Annotated in this window: 15 protein-coding genes; 6 read left to right on the top strand and 9 right to left on the bottom strand. The window is 66.8% G+C overall.

What is annotated here, in order from left to right:
* Nucleotides 1-40 precede the first annotated feature (40 nt).
* On the top strand, nucleotides 41-622 hold the full coding sequence (locus C5E41_RS30150; protein ID WP_104379111.1) for a recombinase family protein: 582 nt from the start codon (nucleotides 41-43) through the stop codon (nucleotides 620-622).
* On the opposite strand, the gene C5E41_RS30145 is transcribed toward C5E41_RS30150, so the two are convergent.
* The 3 genes from C5E41_RS30145 to C5E41_RS30135 all read right to left on the bottom strand — a co-directional run bounded on the left by C5E41_RS30145 (nucleotide 600) and on the right by C5E41_RS30135 (nucleotide 5008).
* Complete coding sequence (locus C5E41_RS30145; RefSeq protein ID WP_258081356.1) at nucleotides 600-2564, bottom strand: galactan 5-O-arabinofuranosyltransferase; 1965 nt, start codon at nucleotides 2562-2564, stop codon at nucleotides 600-602. The two genes, C5E41_RS30150 and C5E41_RS30145, sit on opposite strands and share 23 nt — an antisense overlap.
* A gap of 175 nt (nucleotides 2565-2739) precedes the next feature.
* Nucleotides 2740-3501: a decaprenylphospho-beta-D-erythro-pentofuranosid-2-ulose 2-reductase gene (locus C5E41_RS30140; protein ID WP_104379130.1), complete on the bottom strand. Its 762-nt coding sequence runs from the start codon at nucleotides 3499-3501 to the stop codon at nucleotides 2740-2742.
* Between the two features lie 16 nt (nucleotides 3502-3517).
* Nucleotides 3518-5008: an FAD-binding protein gene (locus C5E41_RS30135; protein ID WP_439956355.1), complete on the bottom strand. Its 1491-nt coding sequence runs from the start codon at nucleotides 5006-5008 to the stop codon at nucleotides 3518-3520.
* A gap of 192 nt (nucleotides 5009-5200) precedes the next feature.
* On the opposite strand from C5E41_RS30135, the gene C5E41_RS30130 reads away from it, so the two are divergent.
* Nucleotides 5201-5683 (top strand): GtrA family protein, encoded by a 483-nt coding sequence (locus C5E41_RS30130; protein ID WP_104379108.1) that lies wholly within the window; start codon nucleotides 5201-5203, stop codon nucleotides 5681-5683.
* Nucleotides 5684-5708: 25 nt separating this feature from the next.
* Here the strand turns inward: C5E41_RS30130 and C5E41_RS30125 are convergent, their stop codons facing one another.
* From C5E41_RS30125 to C5E41_RS30115, 3 genes are all read right to left on the bottom strand, one after another.
* The gene (locus C5E41_RS30125) at nucleotides 5709-6329 is read right to left on the bottom strand and encodes a pyridoxamine 5'-phosphate oxidase family protein (RefSeq protein ID WP_104379107.1); all 621 of its coding nucleotides are present in this window, start codon (nucleotides 6327-6329) and stop codon (nucleotides 5709-5711) included.
* A gap of 369 nt (nucleotides 6330-6698) precedes the next feature.
* On the bottom strand, nucleotides 6699-8912 hold the full coding sequence (locus C5E41_RS30120) for a molybdopterin-dependent oxidoreductase (RefSeq protein ID WP_104379106.1): 2214 nt from the start codon (nucleotides 8910-8912) through the stop codon (nucleotides 6699-6701).
* 118 nt (nucleotides 8913-9030) lie between these two features.
* On the bottom strand, nucleotides 9031-9513 hold the full coding sequence (locus C5E41_RS30115) for a hypothetical protein (RefSeq protein ID WP_104379129.1): 483 nt from the start codon (nucleotides 9511-9513) through the stop codon (nucleotides 9031-9033).
* Nucleotides 9514-9882: 369 nt separating this feature from the next.
* Between C5E41_RS30115 and C5E41_RS30110 the strand changes: the two genes are divergently transcribed.
* A complete protein-coding gene (locus tag C5E41_RS30110; protein WP_104379105.1) occupies nucleotides 9883-10584 on the top strand; it encodes a DUF4282 domain-containing protein in 702 nt (233 codons plus the stop codon).
* Between the two features lie 125 nt (nucleotides 10585-10709).
* On the top strand, nucleotides 10710-11582 hold the full coding sequence (locus C5E41_RS30105; protein WP_104379104.1) for a helix-turn-helix domain-containing protein: 873 nt from the start codon (nucleotides 10710-10712) through the stop codon (nucleotides 11580-11582).
* Nucleotides 11583-11661: 79 nt separating this feature from the next.
* Here C5E41_RS30105 and C5E41_RS30100 read toward each other — a convergent pair whose 3' ends face one another.
* The gene (locus C5E41_RS30100; RefSeq protein ID WP_258081362.1) at nucleotides 11662-12015 is read right to left on the bottom strand and encodes a MarR family winged helix-turn-helix transcriptional regulator; all 354 of its coding nucleotides are present in this window, start codon (nucleotides 12013-12015) and stop codon (nucleotides 11662-11664) included.
* Between the two features lie 236 nt (nucleotides 12016-12251).
* Between C5E41_RS30100 and C5E41_RS30095 the strand changes: the two genes are divergently transcribed.
* Complete coding sequence (locus tag C5E41_RS30095; RefSeq protein ID WP_104379128.1) at nucleotides 12252-13718, top strand: MFS transporter; 1467 nt, start codon at nucleotides 12252-12254, stop codon at nucleotides 13716-13718.
* A 53-nt stretch (nucleotides 13719-13771) separates the two neighbouring features.
* On the opposite strand, the gene C5E41_RS30090 is transcribed toward C5E41_RS30095, so the two are convergent.
* A complete protein-coding gene (locus C5E41_RS30090) occupies nucleotides 13772-14329 on the bottom strand; it encodes a dTDP-4-dehydrorhamnose 3,5-epimerase family protein (protein ID WP_104379102.1) in 558 nt (185 codons plus the stop codon).
* A gap of 1 nt (nucleotide 14330) precedes the next feature.
* Nucleotides 14331-15221, bottom strand: coding sequence for a glucose-1-phosphate thymidylyltransferase RfbA (rfbA, locus tag C5E41_RS30085; protein ID WP_104379101.1), 891 nt, complete (start codon nucleotides 15219-15221; stop codon nucleotides 14331-14333).
* Between the two features lie 229 nt (nucleotides 15222-15450).
* Here rfbA and C5E41_RS30080 point away from each other — a divergent pair, with 229 nt between their 5' ends.
* Nucleotides 15451-16482, top strand: coding sequence for an alpha/beta hydrolase (locus tag C5E41_RS30080; RefSeq protein ID WP_104379100.1), 1032 nt, complete (start codon nucleotides 15451-15453; stop codon nucleotides 16480-16482).
* The last annotated feature ends 281 nt before the right edge of the window (nucleotides 16483-16763 follow it).

Here is a 16763-nt window from a genome sequence, read left to right as displayed (position 1 = left end):
CAACGTCAACGTGTCGGGGGTTCGCAATACACTGCGCGCCATGCGAATCGGCTACGGGCGGGTCTCCACCCGCGACCAGCATCCCGAAGCCCAGCACGACGCGCTCACTGCGGCCGGGTGTGAGCAGATCTTCCTCGACAAGACCTCCGGCAAGCTGGCTTCCCGCCCGGAGTTGAGCAAGGCGCTGCTGGTGGCCAACCGGCCGAAAGATCAACTGGTGGTGACCAAGCTCGATCGTCTCGGCTGTTCCCTCGAGCACCTGATCGAGCTGTCGAAGACACTGCAGGACCGCGGCGTGGACCTGGTGGTGCTGGATCAGGGCATCGACACCTCCACCGCTGTCGGGCGCATGTTCTTCCAGATCCTCGGCGCGATCGCCGAGTTCGAACACGCGCTGATGTCCGAACGCACCCGCGACGGCCTGGCCGCCGCCCGCGCCCGCGGACGCACCGGCGGCCAGAAACCCAAACTCGGCCCCGGCAGGTCCAGTTGGCCGACAATCAGCCACCCACCGTACCCATCCGGACCGAGGCAGCGCCGAGTGAGCGTTGGTTATCCACAGGAACGGGCAAATTCCACAGTGTTATCCACAGTGGGAGTCAGGAGCGCGCGACCAGGGTGAACGGGCCGATATCCGTGATCCGGAAATGCGGATCGGCGAAGAGCGTCCCCGGGAACTCGACCGTGTAGCGGCGCACGTTGGGATCGTTGGGATAGACGTCCTCGGCCAGGCGGAGGGTGTAGTTCTCGCCGCTGCGGCGGAACAGAAAGGCGTCCGGCGCGCGCCACGGAGAGTGGTTCAGCGCATCGATCAACTCGGCCGGCGATTTCAGCTCGCTCCAGCGCTTGATCTCGGCGGCCCGGGCCGGGAAATCGGCGAGCGGGTTGGCGTAATGCGAGGTCAGCGCCTGGAAACCGAAGTACGGATAGTAGGACAGGAAGCTCGTGTCGGCCGTGAGGACCACCGTCTCGTCGCGCGGCCGCCCCGTCTGCTCGGTGAGGACCTGATCGATGCGGCCATAATGCGACACCGCCGAGGGGCTGCGCTTGTCCGCCCGCACCCCGTGGCCGTCGGTGTCGGTGTAGGCGGTGGTGATCTCGGGATTCAAGATGCCGGGAATGCTCTGCGTGAAGGCCAGCGCACCCAGGACCGCGACCACCGCGGTCGCCGCCCGGAACCGTCGCGGTTCGTCGACGGCCTGGTACACGGCCCGTGCGCCTTCGACGAATCCGAACGCTCCCGCCGCGGCGAGCAGTACCTGCAGGATGGGTTCCAGCCGGAAGGCCAGTCCCGTCGTACCGGCGGCCGTGACCAGCATGGAGGCCAGCGACCACAGATAGATCGCGACCACCGAGATAGCGAGTGCCTGGGCCCGTCGCGAACTCGCCGCCCGCACCACCAGCCAGATGGTGCCGAGCAGGCAGAGGGCGCCGAGCAGCGGTTCGGAGAAGTCGAACATCGGGAACGCCAGCCGCGAACCGGATTCCGGCAGGTAGTGGAAGGCGGTATTGGATTCCGGCAGATGCCCGGTCAGCACCTTCGCCAGATACGGGCCCCAGACGATCAGGGCCAGGAGCGCGGCGATCGCGCCCATGACGATCAGCCGCAGCAGAATCGGCCATAGCAGGCGGAAGACGCCGAGGCGCGGAGCGCGCGGCTGATGCACCGCGATCTCGCGCTGCTGCCACCACAGGGTCGCCCAGGCGACGAGGCCCATCAGGACCACGGTGAAGACCGCGAGCACGAAGAACAGCGTGTAGAACATCGCCGACAGTCCGAGGAACACACCCGCTCCGATCGCCGCGCCCCAGCCGCCCGCGGTGCGTGGGTCGCCGGCCGGACTTGCCGTCGCGCCGAACTCGGCGGGGCGATACAGCGCACCCCACGCCAGCACCATCGCCGGAGCGAACAGGATCACCAGCACGGCGCTGTAGGCCTCGGGGGAGGCGAACGCCACCATCACCGCGGTGGTCGTCGCCGCGACCGCGACCGCCCAATCCCAGCGAATCAGCTTGGACCACAACACGAGTGCCAGCACCGACGCCACCGCCAGCGACACGATCGCATACGGCTTGAACGTCTCCCACCCGGCCAGGCCGAGCAGATTCGCGACGCGTCCGCCGATCCAGAACCAGCCGGCCGGGTAGTACGCCGGAATGTCGGCGTAGGTCATATCGTGCAGCGCGGCGGTATCGGTGAGTCGCGTCAGATACTCGGTGCGGAATTCCTGATCCACCGAAATGCCGAACAGATACAGCTTGGTCGCCGCGAGCGGCATCCCCAGCGTCACGGTGACGAAGGCGGAAATACCCGCCCAGGACAGCACTTTCGCCACCCACGGCCACCGATGCAACCGGATCAGCACAATGGCGATCACCAGCAGCAGCGCCGCCCCCGCCTGCCCGACGGTGGTCAGCGCCCGAGTCACATTGGAGGAGTTGAACGCCGGCCACTGCACCGCCGACATCGCCGCCAGCCCGATCGCCGCCACCAGCGCGGCGACCACCGCCCCGACGACAGCCTCCCCGAGCCCGCCCCCGACCTGCCGGACTAGTACGCGCACAGTGCCTCCGGATCCTCTCTCGCCGCCGATCTGCCCGCGAGCCTACAAGCCGGGTGGAACCGGTTCGCGTCGGTGCGAAGCTCGCGCTGTGCGGCGGCCGTCCTCGCCGAAACGACGAAGGAGAGCCGGCGCTCGGTAGCGGCGACTCTCCTTCGCGGCTCGACTCCGAGCCGAACTAGATGGGAAGTTTGCGGAAGATCGGGCGCGGAACGTGGCGCAGGATCATCATGACCCAGCGGAACGTGCCCGGGGCCCAGACCAGTTCCTTACCCTTCTCGGATGCCGAAACCGCAAGGACCGCAACGTCTTCCTTGTTGACGGTGAGCGGCGCCTCGGCGACGTGCGCGGAGAACTGGGTACGCACCTGCCCCGGCCGCACGACGGTGACGCGCGGGCCGTGCGGGCGCAGCGCCTCGCCCAGTCCGAGGTAGAAACCATCCAGCCCGGCCTTGGTGGAGCCGTAGACGAAGTTGGCGCGCTTGACGCGCTCACCGGCCACCGAGGACATGACGATGATCCGCCCGAAGCCCTGGGCCTTCATCTTCTCGCCGACGAGCACGCCGACCGACACGCCCGCGGTGTAGTTGACCTCGGCGACCCGCACCGCCTTGAGCTGGTTCTGCCATAGCTCCTCGGCGTCGCCGTCGAGCGCGAAGGCGACAATCGCGACATCGATATCACCGTCGGCCCAGGCCTGTTCGATCACCTTGGGGTGGCTGCCGGTGTCCAGCGCGTCGAAGTCGACGATCTCGACCTTCGACGCGCCCGCGGCCTCCAGCGCAGCGACCGACTGCGCACGCAACGGATCGTTCGGCAGCGCCGCGAGCACCACCCGCGCCGGCCCCTTCTTCAGGTACTCCGCGACGATCGCGAGGCCGATCTCCGAGGTACCGCCCAAAAGCAGAATATTCTGCGGGTTACCGACTGCGTTGATCATTTCGCGCACTCACCGCTCACTGCAGCTCCAGCCTTCTCGCCATATCGGACATGAAAACGCCTGTGGGATCGACACTTCGGCGGACCTTGATCCACTCGTCGATCTTGGGATACATCTTGTGGAAGGTCTCCGCGGTGGTCCGGGAGTCCTTCGCGGTGTAGAGACGACCGCCGAATTCCAGGACGCGACGGTCCAATTCGGTGACCAGCTCGTTGAGGCCCGGGCGGATGGGGAAGTCGACGCAGATGTTCCAGCCGGGCATCGGGAAGCTCAGAGGTGCCTGGTTTCCCGGGCCGAAGAGCTTGAAGACGTTCAGTGCCGAGTAGTGGCCACTCGCCTGGATATCGACGATGATCTTCTTGAATTCCTCGACCGCCTCGATCGGCACCACGAACTGGTACTGCAGGAATCCGGCCGGGCCGTAGCCACGGTTCCACTCCGCGATCATGTCCAACGGGTGATAGAACTGCGTGAGGTTCTGGACTTTGCCCGTGTAGTTGCCGCCCATTGCGTAGTAGGCCTCACCGATGGCCTGCAAAGTCAGCTTGTTCATGGTCCAGCTCGGGAAGATGTCGGGCACCGTCATCAATTGAGGCGCATCGAACTTCAGCGGCTTCTTGCGCAGCCGTTTCGGCAGCTCGTCCACTGTCGCCAACCGGCCGCGGGTGATGGTGGCCCGGCCGAGCTTCGGCGGCGGGCTGATCACGTCGAACCAGGCGCTGGAGTAGACGTAGTTGGATTCGCTGCCGTCGCTGTGCGCCGCGACCGTCTCGTCGAGATCGGCGGTCTTCACGCCGTCGTTGATGAAGTACGCCGTCTCGGTAGGCGTCATCTCGATGGTCGCGCGCAAGATGATGCCGGTAAGACCGTTGCCACCGACAGTCGCCCAAAACAGTTTGGCGTTGCGTTTGGGGGTGAGGTGCTGAACCTGGCCGTCGGCAGTGAGCAGCTCGATCGAGCGCACATGATTGCCGAAGCTGCCCTCACTGTGGTGGTTCTTGCCGTGGATATCGGAGGCGATGGCCCCGCCGATGGTGACCTGCCGGGTGCCTGGTAGCACCGGTACCCAGAGGCCGAACGGCAGCGCCGCCTTCATCAGCTGGTCCAAGCTGACGCCGCCGTCGACATCGACCAACCGGGTGTCGCGGTCGATCCGATGGATCTGATTGAGCGCCGACATATCGATGACGAGGCCACCGGCGTTCTGGGCGTGGTCGCCGTAGGACCGGCCCAATCCGCGCGCGATAACACCGCGCCGCAAATGTGCCGGCTTGGACTCGTTGTCCTCCGCGACCATGGCCACGGCCTTGGCGATCAGTTCCGGATCGCCGGTCGAGAGCACTTCGGAGGTGGAGGGCGCGGTACGACCCCATCCGGTCAGTCGACGGGTGTGCGTCGGCAGCGAAAAGCTGTCGGCGGAGCCGTTGCTGCTTGCCTGTGACGCCTCGCCGTCGCCCGCGGAGTTCGCAGGACCCGCGGCGGTGGAGGTCTGAGCTTTCGTGGACATCGGCATAGAGGCTACAGGCATGACCGGGGTAGGGGTCGGCTGTCGCGTGTCCGGGGCCCGCTCGAGGCGGATTTCACAGCGGCGACCGGTGCGGGAGTGCCGCTGTCGCGGCGGTGCGGGAGTGCCGCTGTCGCGGCGGGGCGGGAGTGCCGCTGTCGCGGCGGGGCCGGCGTGACCCGCTACTCTCGTGCCGTGAGCGCGGAACCCCATCTTCCTCTTCCGGCCGAGTTGCCCCTGGTGGACGAGCCGGGCGGTACGGACGTCGATCTGAAGACGCAGATTGTTCGGTTCGTCCTCACCGGCGGATTGTCGGCGGTCGTCGACTTCGGGCTGTACGTGCTGCTCATGGCCCTGTTCGGAGTCCCGCGCGACTTCGCCAAGGCCTGCAGTTTCATCGTCGGTACCACCACGGCGTATCTGATCAACCGGCGCTGGACGTTCAAGGCGCCGCCGAGTCGCAGCCGCTTCGTAGCGGTGGTGATCCTCTACGCGGTGACCTTCGCGGCGCAGGTGGGTATCAACGCCCTGCTCAACGACACCCTGCCCGCGATGTCGGTGGATATCGCCGGCCATTCGGTGAAGGGCGCGGTGCTGATCGCCTTCGTCATCGCGCAGGGCGTGGCCACCGTGATCAACTTCGTCGTGCAGCGTGCGGTGATCTTCAAGATCCGCTGACGTTCCGGATCGTCGACCCGAACCGTCACCCCTCCGCGACGAGAGCCCGCGCCTGCGCCTTGGTGCCGAAGTAGTCCCCACCCTTGGCCCGGGGGCTGTCGGTACCCCATTCCCGTTCCTCGCGGGCGGCCGGCACCAGGTGCGGAATGTGCTTTCTGCAGTGGATATAGGCCTCCTCGACATCCACGACCACCCACCGCTCGGCGACGCGACCACGCTCGGCCGCCGGCAGGCCGGGTACCCGGACTCGCAATGCCTGATCGTCGACGATGCGTGCCGATCCGTTGATATGCAGCCCGACCAGGTCGCGGACGAAGTCGATCATCAGAATGCCGACGTGCGGATTCTCCAGGATGTTGCCGAGCGAGGCCATCACTCCGTTGCCGCGGTACTCCGGATAGGCGACCGTATGTTCGTCGATGACGTGCACGAATCCGGGTTTGCCGGCCCGGAAGCTGGTATCGCATTCACCGTGCCGGTCGGCGGTGGCGATGAAGGCCATATCCATCCGGCTCACGAACTCGCGCATGCGGGAGTTGAGGCTGCTCAGCACCTGTTCGTCGTAGAAACGCTCCGCGCGTTCCTCGGTGCCGAATCGGCGTTGCAGTTCTCGCTCGCCGTCACTGCCGCCTGTGGAACCGGACATGCCACACCCCTCCGGGTAGCTGAGATCCGCACGTGGATGGTTCGGCGTTGAACCTGAAATATGTCGAAATACTATAGGAAAGAACGTGTTTCGGATGGCAAAATCAGCGAACCTGCTGATGGAGTGCACTGTCTGTGAAGGTGATTTGTGAGCCGAGCCGCTCCCGCGCCTGAGTCTCGCGTACGGGCAAGTGCTCGGCAACGCCCGAAATGCCGTTTGCCCCAGGGCTGCTGACCGAATACGCGGGTATTTTCGCCCGAATTGCTTGTGAGCGTGGGCTTTTCACATCCACGACCAAGGGGATAGCGCCCGGGTTGCCCGTTGCGCTACGAGCGTTATCCCCCGTGCACGTGCCGGCTGGTCGGAGAATCACACCGGCGTGATGGTCACCGGAACTCCGTTGAACACCGCAGTCCCGGATACGGCGTCGACGCGGGAATCATCGGTCAGGGCATTGGCATTCACGCCGGCGTGCTCCCGCGCGACCGTTTGGGTACTGCCCGAATGTCCCCATCCGTGCGGCAGGCTCACCACGCCGGGCATGATCCTGTCGTTCGGTTCCACCGGCACGGTCAGCTTTCCGGTCGCCGATTCGATCGCGGCCAGCTCGCCCAGCCCGAGGCGGGCGACGTCGTCGGGGTGAATATGCAGCGTGCAGGTATTGGAACCGCCGACCAGCGCCGGAACGTTGTGCAACCAGCTGTTGTTCGACCGCAGTTGCCGCCGGCCGATCAACACCACATCCGGTCGGGCAGCGGACAATTCGGCCACCAGCCGGGTCGTATCGCCGAGCAGCGGCTCGGGCGCCAGCTCCACCTTCCGGGAGGCGGTGCGCAGCACGTCGGGCAGGCGCGGTTGCAGCGCACCCAAGTCGACGCCGTGCGGATTGTCCAGGAGAACCTGCAGGTTCAGTCCCTCGGGCGCGATATCGACACGCTGACGATCGGGATTCCACTCGCCGTACGGGCCCAGGCGCAGCATCATGTCGATGCGCTGTTCGGTGCTGTCCACGCCGATCAATTCGCCGCGTCGCTCGGTGAGTCCGGCCTTGTGCAGCGTCCCGGCGATGATCAGCTCGTCCACCGCGGCGACGCAATCGCGGCCGGGCTCCGGTTGCTGCCCCGCCAGGGAAAGTGCGAGGCGGGCAAGTATTTCCGGTTCCGAGGGCCGGTCGTCGGACAGGGCGAGCAGCGGCGGGGAATAGCGGGCGTAGTTGTGCACCGCGAACTGCAGCAGCGCGAAATCGTAGTGCGGCGCCTGCAGTGCGCGCGGCGGCGGCAGGATCACATCGGCATGGCGGGTGGTCTCGTTGAGGTAGCGATCCACACTGACCATGAAGTCCAGACCGGCCAGCGCTTCGCCCAGCCGTGCGCCTGCGGGAGCCGAGAGCACCGGATTGCCGGCCACCGTCACCAGCATCCGGACCTGTCCCTCACCGGGAGTGAGAATTTCGTCGGCCAGCGTCGCGACGGGGAATTCGCCCATGGTTTCGGGCAATTCGCGCACCCGGCTGGTCCAGCGCCCGAGCCGGAACGGCCGCGTCCGCACGATGCCCAGTGCCGCGGCGGTCGCGAACATCGCGCCGCCGGCCCGGTCGAGATTGCCGGTGAGCACGTTGATCACATCCACCAGCCACTGCGTGAGAGTGCCGAATTCGGCGGTGCAGGTGCCGATGCGCGCATAAACCGCGGCCGTCGGCGCCGCGGCCAGCTCCCGCGCCAGCCGTCCCACGGTCTCGGCCGGGATGCCGGTGCGTGCCTGCACCGCCTCGGGTGTGAACGGGACTGCCGCCGAACGGATCTGTTCGAGACCCGCTACCTCGACCCGGATATCGGTCAGATCCTCCGCGAAGAGCGTGTGCACGATGCCGAACAACAGATACGCATCGCTGCCGGGCCGGATGAACAGATGCTCGTCGGCGAGATCCGCGGTCCGGGTGCGCCGCGGATCGACCACGACCAACCGCCCGCCGCGTGCGCGCAGCGCCTTCAACCGGCCCGGATAGTCCGGGGCGGTACACAGCGAGCCGTTGGACTCCAGCGGATTGGCACCGAGCATCAGCAGGTAGTCGGTGCGGTCCAGGTCGGGCACCGCGACCGTGAGCGGATCGCCGAACATGAGCCCGCTCGAGACCTGTTTCGGCATCTGATCGGTGGTGCTGGCCGAGTACAGATTGCGCGTGCTCAGCGCCCGGATCAGCGCCGGCACGTACAGCGCGCCGGCAATGGTGTGTGCATTCGGATTACCCAGATACAGCGCCGCGGCCTGGCGGCCGTATTCGCCGAGGATGGCCGGCGCCCGCTCGGCGATGAGATCGAAGGCCTCGGGCCAGGTGGCCTGCCGCCAGGTGTCGGTGGCGCGATCACGGATGATCGGTTCGGCCAGCCGATCGGGGTCGGCGTCCAGCGCTCCGAGGCTCGCGCCCTTCGGGCAGATGAAGCCGCGGCTGAACGGGTCCTCGCGGTCCCCGCGCACGCGCGTCACCCGATCCTGCGCGTCCAAGGTGATCTCGAGTCCGCAGACGGCCTCGCACAGCGGGCAGGTGCGGTAGGTGGTCCGGGCTGCTGCGGTGACGCGCGTCATGACCCCATCATCGTCGGCGACTCGTCGTCGTGTCGAGAATCATCCGAAATGCGGGAAAACCGCGACACCGCGAAACCGCGAAAACACTGTTGTTCTCGCGGTTTCGCGGTTGGTCGATTCAGCTGGCGATGCGAGCGACCTGCGGCTTGCGGCCGGAGTTCGCCGAACGCACGGCCGCGGCGATCGCGACGACCGGCGGCAGCCAGCGGGCCTCGGTCGGGGCCACACCCCAGCAGGCCTCGCCGGCCGAGAGCTGGGTGGGCGGCAACGGGATGCCCGCACCGTCGGTGTACACGATCGCGCCCGCCGCGCGCAGCGCCTCGAGCGCCATCGCGGCCTTGGCGAGGCCTGTCACCAGGTGGATCTCGCGGCGCTCGGCGCCCGGGATCTCGATCACCGGTCCGGACAGGTTGTTGGCCCGCAGGAATCGGCGCACGTTCGCGGCCAGTTCGCCGGCGACCTCGATACCCGAAACATTCGTATCGGTGATCAGGCAGATGCCGTTGGCCGTTTCAGCGACCGTCCACCCGCGCCGGATGTAGTCCTGCGCGGTAGCGGCCAACGTCGCCGCGTGGACGGAAGTCGGAAACGCTGTACGCACTGTCTTCTCCATTTCCCCGGGTAGATCTGGGTCCTGCGTCGGTGTTCATGGGACGTATCGGGCCGCGCTACCGGCGGTGTTACAACTTGGTGGAAATTTCTTTGTGATGGTCGGATACGTCACAGGGGCAGGCGGTGATCGCCGGTGGCTATGAACCTTTCGGACCGCCGACTCGCCGCCGTTGTGAACTGCTACGACTACCACCTTTGTGCGCGTCGCTGTGAATCGAATGCGTTGCGGCTGTTGACTCCCTGGCAGGTCGCTGGGAAGAAATGGGATGAAAGTGTGATGTGAGTCGCATGTGACCGATGGGATTCGAACACGCCGGGACTTTGCCCGCTTCCGGTGTGCCGGGAGAGGATTCGAATCATGAGCGACGACCCGCAGCGGCCCGGGAACCGGGACTCCGATCCCGTCGCCGCGCGCGATTCCGCTGGGGGCGCACGAAATATGGGCGAAGCGCCCGAGTTGCCGACCGAACGCGCCGGAGTCGACGACCGGTCCGGCGAAGACGAACCGGGCGACGCCGACTACGCGGTGGAATCGCGCTGGCTCGCATGGAAGGACTCCGCCCGACGACGCCGGTCACCGGACGATGTCGCCGAGGAGGGCGATACCGCCGAAGAAGACGAGCGGCCCGATCCGTTCCGGAGTCCGGGCGCCTTCCGAGCCTGGTGCGGTGCGGCCGCCCGCGCGCTGCTGGATGTGCAGTTCCGCACGCCGGCCACGCGCACGCTGCTGCCGCTGGCCTATCTCCTGGGATTGGCCTTCGCGGTCGGCATCCCCCTGGTCCTGGTCGTGGTCCTGTGGCAGGTATCCGCGCTGCTGGGGTCGATCTTCGCGATCGTGGTGGCGGTGCCGCTCGGCCTGACCATCGCGGCCTCGGTGCGATTGGCGCTGGAATTCCTGGTCAACGCCTCGCGGCTGGCAACCCGGGTGGAACACATCAATACCCTCGCCGACGATCTGTTCCGCGCTCTGTCCGATGTCGCCGAGCCGGTGAACCAGCTCTCGGAAGACGTTCGCGCGGTGCAGTTCTGGCGGTTCCGCAAGCGTCCTCCGCGCAAGTAGGAGCGCACCCGCGGCCCGGCCGATCGGCGCGGCTGTCGGGCGTTGTTCTGTTGTGCAACAATCCGTTCGGGGGCGTCCGGAGCGAATCCCGATGCCCGCGAAGGTTTCTGCCGAGGGGGAAAAAAATGGCTTCACCGCAGGGGATCACCGGTTCGACCATGCCGCGGCGGCAACTGGGCCGCCGGTTGCGTGACCTGCGCAATCGCGCCCGGATGACGACTCGGGTGGCTGCTCGCCGGCTGGAATGGTCGGAGGCCAAGATCTGGCGGATCGAGACCGGTCAGACCTCGCTGCGCAGCCTCGACGTGGAAGCCATGTGCAAGATCTACGGCGCACCCGAGGCCGAGCTGGAACCCCTCACCGCCCTCGCCCGGGAAACCAAGTCGCGGGGTTGGTGGGCTCCCTACAGTGACGTGATCGCCGAGGGTTTCGACGTGTACATCGGCCTGGAAGAGGCCGCGACCGAAATCTCCACCTTCGAGAACGAATTCGTGCCGGGCTTGCTGCAGACCGAGGACTACACCCGCGCGCTGCTGACCGCGGCGCGGCCGAATCTGAGCCCCGCCGATATCGAGCGCCGGATCGAGGTGCGCGGGCAGCGGCAGCGTCTGCTCACCCGCACTCCGGAGCCGGTGCGGCTGGTGGCGATCATCGCCGAATCGCTGCTGTGGCGGCGGATCGGTGATCCGGCCGTGATCGCGGGCCAACGTGATCATCTGCGCCGCATGTGCGAGCGCCCGAATATCGATATTCGTCTGGTGCCCAACGATTCCGGTTACCACGAGGGTCTTGATTCCGGGCGATTCGTCCTGTTGGAATTCGGCGCAGCCGGTGTGGAAACGACCGAGCCGCCGGTGGTGTACGTCGAAAATTTCGGTGTATCCACCTATTTCGACAAAAATTCCGATATCGACCGCTATCGAGGCGCATTCGCGAATATCCGCGCCGTCTCGGTGGACGGGCGAGCGGCGCTGGACGAGGCCATCGCCGGCGCCTGACGCGCTCCCGGATTCGGTGCGGGACAGGATTCGGTGCGGGACAGGATTCGGTGCGGGACAGGATTCGGTACGGGCCCGATCAGCGCAGGGTGCGTTCCAGTACTTCGCGATGAGTCGGAACGGCGGCGGTGTGGACCGCGCGGCCCTTGTCGGTGAGGCAGACGAAGATCGCGCGGCGGTCCTCGGTGCACAGCGTGCGATCGACCAGCCCGTCGCGTTCCAGCCGTGCCACCGTACGGGACAGTGCGCTCTGACTCAGGTGGATGTCGTGCGCCAGATCGCTCATCCGGTAGCTGTCGCAGGAGGCGTCGACCAGGCGGTCCAGCGTCTCGAACTCACTCAGGCCGATGTGGTGTTCACGCTGCAGGTCCTTCTCCAGCGCGCAGGACACCGCGGCGTGGCGCGCGAGTAGTTCACGCCACTCGCCGACCAAGCCGCCCGGGCCGTCGTGCCGGCCGGCCGGAGACGGGCAACCGGTGCCGGTATCACTCGGCGCAGGGGACGGCAGACCTGCGGAGAGCGCCGTATCCGGCGCTACCGCGTCCGTCGAATGCGCCGGAAAAACTGTCGACGCCTTTGTCATGTCGTCATTCTAGTGCCTGCGACAGTTTCATGCAACCGCATTAAATGCTTGTGCATTAGATGCGTGCGCATGTAATGTCCCGCGACATGACTTCCACGGCAACACTTCCGGCCGCCTCGGCTGCCGACACTCGGTGGCCGATTCGGCTCTGGGGCATGCTCATCACGCTGTGCATCGTGCTGTTCCTGGACGGCCTCGACGTCTCGATGGTCGGCGTCGCGCTGCCGTCCATCGGTACCGAACTCCATCTCGAAACCTCGACCCTGCAGTGGCTGATCAGCGGATACGTGCTCGGCTACGGCGGCCTGTTGCTGCTCGGCGGCCGCACCGCCGATCTGCTCGGCCGGCGCAAGGTCTTCCTCATCGCGCTGGCCGTCTTCGCGGTCGCCTCCCTGGCGGGCGGGCTGGTCAGCTCGGGGCCGCTACTGATCGCGACCCGCTTCGTCAAAGGTCTGGCGGCCGCCTTCACCGCACCGACCGGACTGTCGATCATCACCACGAACTTCGCCGAGGGGCCCGCGCGCAACAAAGCGCTGTCCATCTACACCGTCTTCGGTGCGGGCGGCTACTCCATGGGTCTGGTCTTCGGTGGCCTGATGACCGGTTTCGGCTGGCGCTGGACCTTCCTGTTGCCGGTGCCGATCGCGCTGGCCGCCTTGGTCTCCGCGGCGATCCTGGTGCCGAAGGACAAGGGTGAGACCGCCGAGGGCGGCCACGATCTGCCGGGTGCGCTGTTCTCCACCGCCGCCATGCTGCTGCTGGTCTACACCGTGGTGTCCGCACCGCAGGCCGGCTGGGGTTCGGCGCGCACCGTGGGCTCGTTCGCGGCTGTGCTCGTCCTGTTCGCCGCGTTCGTCGCGGTGGAGAAGCGGGTGCGGCATCCGCTGATCCGGCTGGGCATTCTGCGCAAGGCCACGCTGGTGCGAGCCAGTCTGGTGATCGTCGCGGTGGCGGGTTCCTACTTCAGCTGGCAGTTCATCGTCACCCTGTACCTGCAGGACAGCCTGGGCTGGTCGCCGCTGACCCTGGCGATGGCGCTGCTGCCGGTGGGTGTGCTGGTGGCGCTGTCGTCGGTGTTCTCCGACAAGCTGGTGGACCGCTTCGGCACCGGCCCGATCATCGCGGTCACCACCACCGTCATGGCGGTCGGCTACCTGCTGTTCCTGCGAATCGACACCGCACCGTCCTATCTCGCGGTGATCCTGCCCGCGGTGCTGCTGATCGGCATCGGGTGGATCGGCTTCCCGGCCATCAACATTCAGGCCACCAACGGCATCGACGACGAGGAACAGGGCCTGGCGGCCGGCGTGCTGCAGACCTCGATGCAGGTCGGTGCGGCCATCGTCCTCGCCATCACCACCGCGCTGATCTCCTCGGGGCCGCACGGCAATTCACCGCAGGCGGTACTCGACAGCTACCGTCCCGGCCTGATCTTCGCGGGCATCGCGGCGATCATCGGCGCCCTCATCGCCTTCACCCACTTCCTGCCCACCCGCAAGAAGCAGCGGGAGGTCGAGGACTCCGAACAGGCACCGGAACTCGCGGCGGCCTGAGTCTCCACCCGTCTGCGCGTTCCGGGCCGATCGGTGGAACCCGGACGCAGCCCTCAGCGCAGTTCGCGCAGGCGGGGCGCGGCCGCGTCCTTCGGCGAGCGGACGAAGGTCAGCGGGTTGCCGTCGGAACCGACCGTGGGCCAGTCGATTCCGAGATCCGGGTCGAATGCGTCCACGTCCCGGTCGAATTCGGGGGTGTATTCGAGCGAACAGAGATAGGTGACGGTGGAATCGTCGGCCAGTGACAGCAGGGCGTGGCCGAGCCCTTCGGAGAGAAATACCGAGCGGCGGGAGACGTCGTCGATCACGACACTGTCCCAGCGGCCGAAGGTCGGGGAGTCGCGGCGTAGATCGACCACGACATCCAGGAAGGCGCCGCGCATGCACGTGACGTATTTCGCTTGGCCGGGCGGATTTTCGGTGTAGTGGATGCCACGCAGGACACCCGCCGCCGAGGTGGAGGTGTTCATCTGCAGCAGGTCCAGGGGCCGTCCGGTCGCCTTCTCGAATTCCGAGGCCTTGAACGTTTCGGCGAAGATCCCGCGTTCGTCGCCGCGCAGTTCCGGCGTGAACTCCCACGCGCCCGGGACCGCCAGTTCTCGAATCCGCATATCAACCGTCCTGTCCGTAGGAATCGTCGCGTCCGCGATTCAGCAGATCCAGCAGGTAGGTCCCGTACCCCGAGCGCACCAGCGGCTCGGCCAACCTGCCCAGCTGTTCGTCGTCGATGAAGCCCATCCGCCAGGCCACCTCCTCCGGAACGCCGATCTTGAGCCCCTGTCGCTCCTCGATGGTGCGCACGTAATTGGCGGCATCCAGCAACGAATCGAAAGTCCCGGTATCGAGCCAGGCGGTACCCCGCGCGAGGGTTTCCACTTGCAGCCGCCCCTGTTCCAGATAGGTGCGGTTGATATCGGTGATCTCGTATTCCCCGCGCGCGGACGGGCGCAGTCCCCGGGCGATCTCGACGACGTCGTTGTCGTAGAAATAGAGGCCGGGAATGGCGTAGTTGGACCGCGGGAGTTTCGGCTTCTCCTCGATGGAAACGGCTCTACCCCGGTCGAATTCGATCACGCCGTAGGCCGAGGGATCGGACACCCGATAGGCGAAGACCGCGCCGCCGTCGAGTCCGTCGAAGCGCCGTAGCCGGGTGCCGAGACCCGGGCCGTGGAAAATATTGTCGCCGAGCACCAGCGCCGCGCATTCGCCGCCGATGTGGTCCGCGCCCAGCACGAAGGCCCGGGCCAGGCCGTCGGGTTCGGGTTGCACCACGTAGTCGATCGCCAGGCCGAACTGGGTGCCGTCGCCGAGCAGCCGGCGGAAGGCCTCGGCGTCCTCGGGGGTGGTGATCACCAGGATGTCGCGAATGCCCGCCAGCATCAGCGTGGAGAGCGGGTAGTAGACCATCGGCTTGTCGTACACCGGGACCAGTTGCTTGCTGACCCCGCGCGTGATCGGGTGCAACCGGGACCCGGTGCCCCCGGCCAGAATGATTCCGCGCATGTGACGCAAGTCTGCCAGCTCTTACCCGTTCGGGCTCGATGAGGTTCCGACTGGACCGCGAAATGGTCACGATGGTTTCGGCGGACCCTGGTCGGGCGATCAAGTATTGCGTAGGTCACACATCCGTGGTGTTCTGAAACATCAGTGTGTGAGATGTCAGCGCCGACACCTCAGCTACCGAATCCGCCGGTAGCCGGTCACTCGGCGCCGAGTGGCAGGTAGGTGCGCGATGACGGCGATTCCCATCGGCGAGGCCGAATACCGGCCGGGGCTCGAACCCGGTGTTGTCGTGGATCCGGTGGTGGTGAACCCGGACCGTGCGAGTCTGCATTCGCAAGCGGTGCTGCTGACCTGCCGGGGCGTGGTGGGCCCCGTTATCCGGCGCTATCCGATCACCCCGATGACCATGCCGGTCGCGCGGGTCCTGATCGACCGGCTGGCGGCACTGCGACCGCAGGTACGTGGTGTGGAACGCGAACAGGTGCGGATGAGCGGCTTCCGGATGGAGATCATCCGCCCGGCCGGCGCCCGGCGATCCCTGCGCGACGGCGCCGTGATGTACATGCACGGAGGCGGCTTCTTCCTGTGCGGACTGGACTCGCACCGGCCGGTGGCGGCCAGCCTGGCGCGTCGTACGGGGCTGCCGGTGGTGAATGTGGATTATCGGCAGCTGCCCGGGACGAATATCGCCGGTTCGGTCGAGGACTGCCTGACGGCCTATCGCTGGTTGTTACGACACGGCGCCGATCCGGCGCGCATCGTCTTCGCCGGAGATTCGGCGGGCGGTTTCCTCACCTTCGCCACCGCACTGCGGGCGGCGCAGGCCGGACTGCCCGGCCCGGCCGGCCTGGTCGGCCTGTCGCCGCTGCTGGATCTCGACTACCGAATCAAGGGCGAGTACATGAACGTCGGTCGCGACGCCTACATCCCGATGGCGGCGGTGCGGCAGATGGTGCGCTACGGGGCCGAGGCGGAGCAGCCGCTCGACTCGGCGCTGTCCCCGGTCAACGGATCGCTCACCGGCCTGCCGCCGGCCCTGCTGATCGTCGGTGAGGACGAATTGCTGCGCTGCGACAGCGAATTGATGGCCCGTCGGCTTACCGCGGCCGGAGTGCCGAATTCGCTGGAGCTGTGGCGCGGACAGGTTCACGCCTTCATGAGCATCCTGCCGAATATGCCGGAGAGCCGGGCCGCGCTGGCCCGGGTGGCGCGATTTGTGCGAGCGCGGCTCGAACCGGAAGAGGCAGCGCGGACCGCCTGAAGGACAGGGCGAAACGACCGTGCCCCGCCCACCGTTCGGTGGGCGGGGCACGGTCTCTGATCCGAGGTATCCGCCCGCTCAGGGGTCGCGACGGGCAGCCTGCGGAATTACTTGGCCGGCGCCGGCGGGTTGAACGGCGCGGTGGTGGTGGCCCAGTACTGGATCGCGGCGCCGATCGCGACCGGGGCGGTCACGAGGATCTGGCCGGCGAGCACACCCAGGAAGCCGACGGCGGCGGCACCGGCGACACAGCCGCCGAGCGGGCCGAGGCCGAACAGGGT

Source organism: Nocardia nova, assembly GCF_002933465.1.
Lineage (GTDB): Bacteria > Actinomycetota > Actinomycetes > Mycobacteriales > Mycobacteriaceae > Nocardia > Nocardia nova_B.
This window is presented reverse-complemented; position numbering and strand designations above follow the sequence as displayed.

Bases quoted from the DNA above. Each gene is read 5' to 3' on its own strand.
- C5E41_RS30150 (WP_104379111.1), top strand. From the start codon at position 41: ATGCGAATCGGCTACGGGCGGGTCTCCACCCGCGACCAGCATCCCGAA.
- C5E41_RS30135 (WP_439956355.1), bottom strand. From the start codon at position 5,008: ATGTCCACGAAAGCTCAGACCTCCACCGCCGCGGGTCCTGCGAACTCC.
- C5E41_RS30140 (WP_104379130.1), bottom strand. From the start codon at position 3,501: ATGATCAACGCAGTCGGTAACCCGCAGAATATTCTGCTTTTGGGCGGT.
- C5E41_RS30120 (WP_104379106.1), bottom strand. From the start codon at position 8,912: ATGACGCGCGTCACCGCAGCAGCCCGGACCACCTACCGCACCTGCCCG.
- rfbA (WP_104379101.1), bottom strand. From the start codon at position 15,221: ATGCGCGGAATCATTCTGGCCGGGGGCACCGGGTCCCGGTTGCACCCG.
- C5E41_RS30105 (WP_104379104.1), top strand. From the start codon at position 10,710: ATGGCTTCACCGCAGGGGATCACCGGTTCGACCATGCCGCGGCGGCAA.
- C5E41_RS30125 (WP_104379107.1), bottom strand. From the start codon at position 6,329: ATGTCCGGTTCCACAGGCGGCAGTGACGGCGAGCGAGAACTGCAACGC.
- C5E41_RS30080 (WP_104379100.1), top strand. From the start codon at position 15,451: ATGACGGCGATTCCCATCGGCGAGGCCGAATACCGGCCGGGGCTCGAA.
- C5E41_RS30095 (WP_104379128.1), top strand. From the start codon at position 12,252: ATGACTTCCACGGCAACACTTCCGGCCGCCTCGGCTGCCGACACTCGG.
- C5E41_RS30110 (WP_104379105.1), top strand. From the start codon at position 9,883: ATGAGCGACGACCCGCAGCGGCCCGGGAACCGGGACTCCGATCCCGTC.
- C5E41_RS30090 (WP_104379102.1), bottom strand. From the start codon at position 14,329: ATGCGGATTCGAGAACTGGCGGTCCCGGGCGCGTGGGAGTTCACGCCG.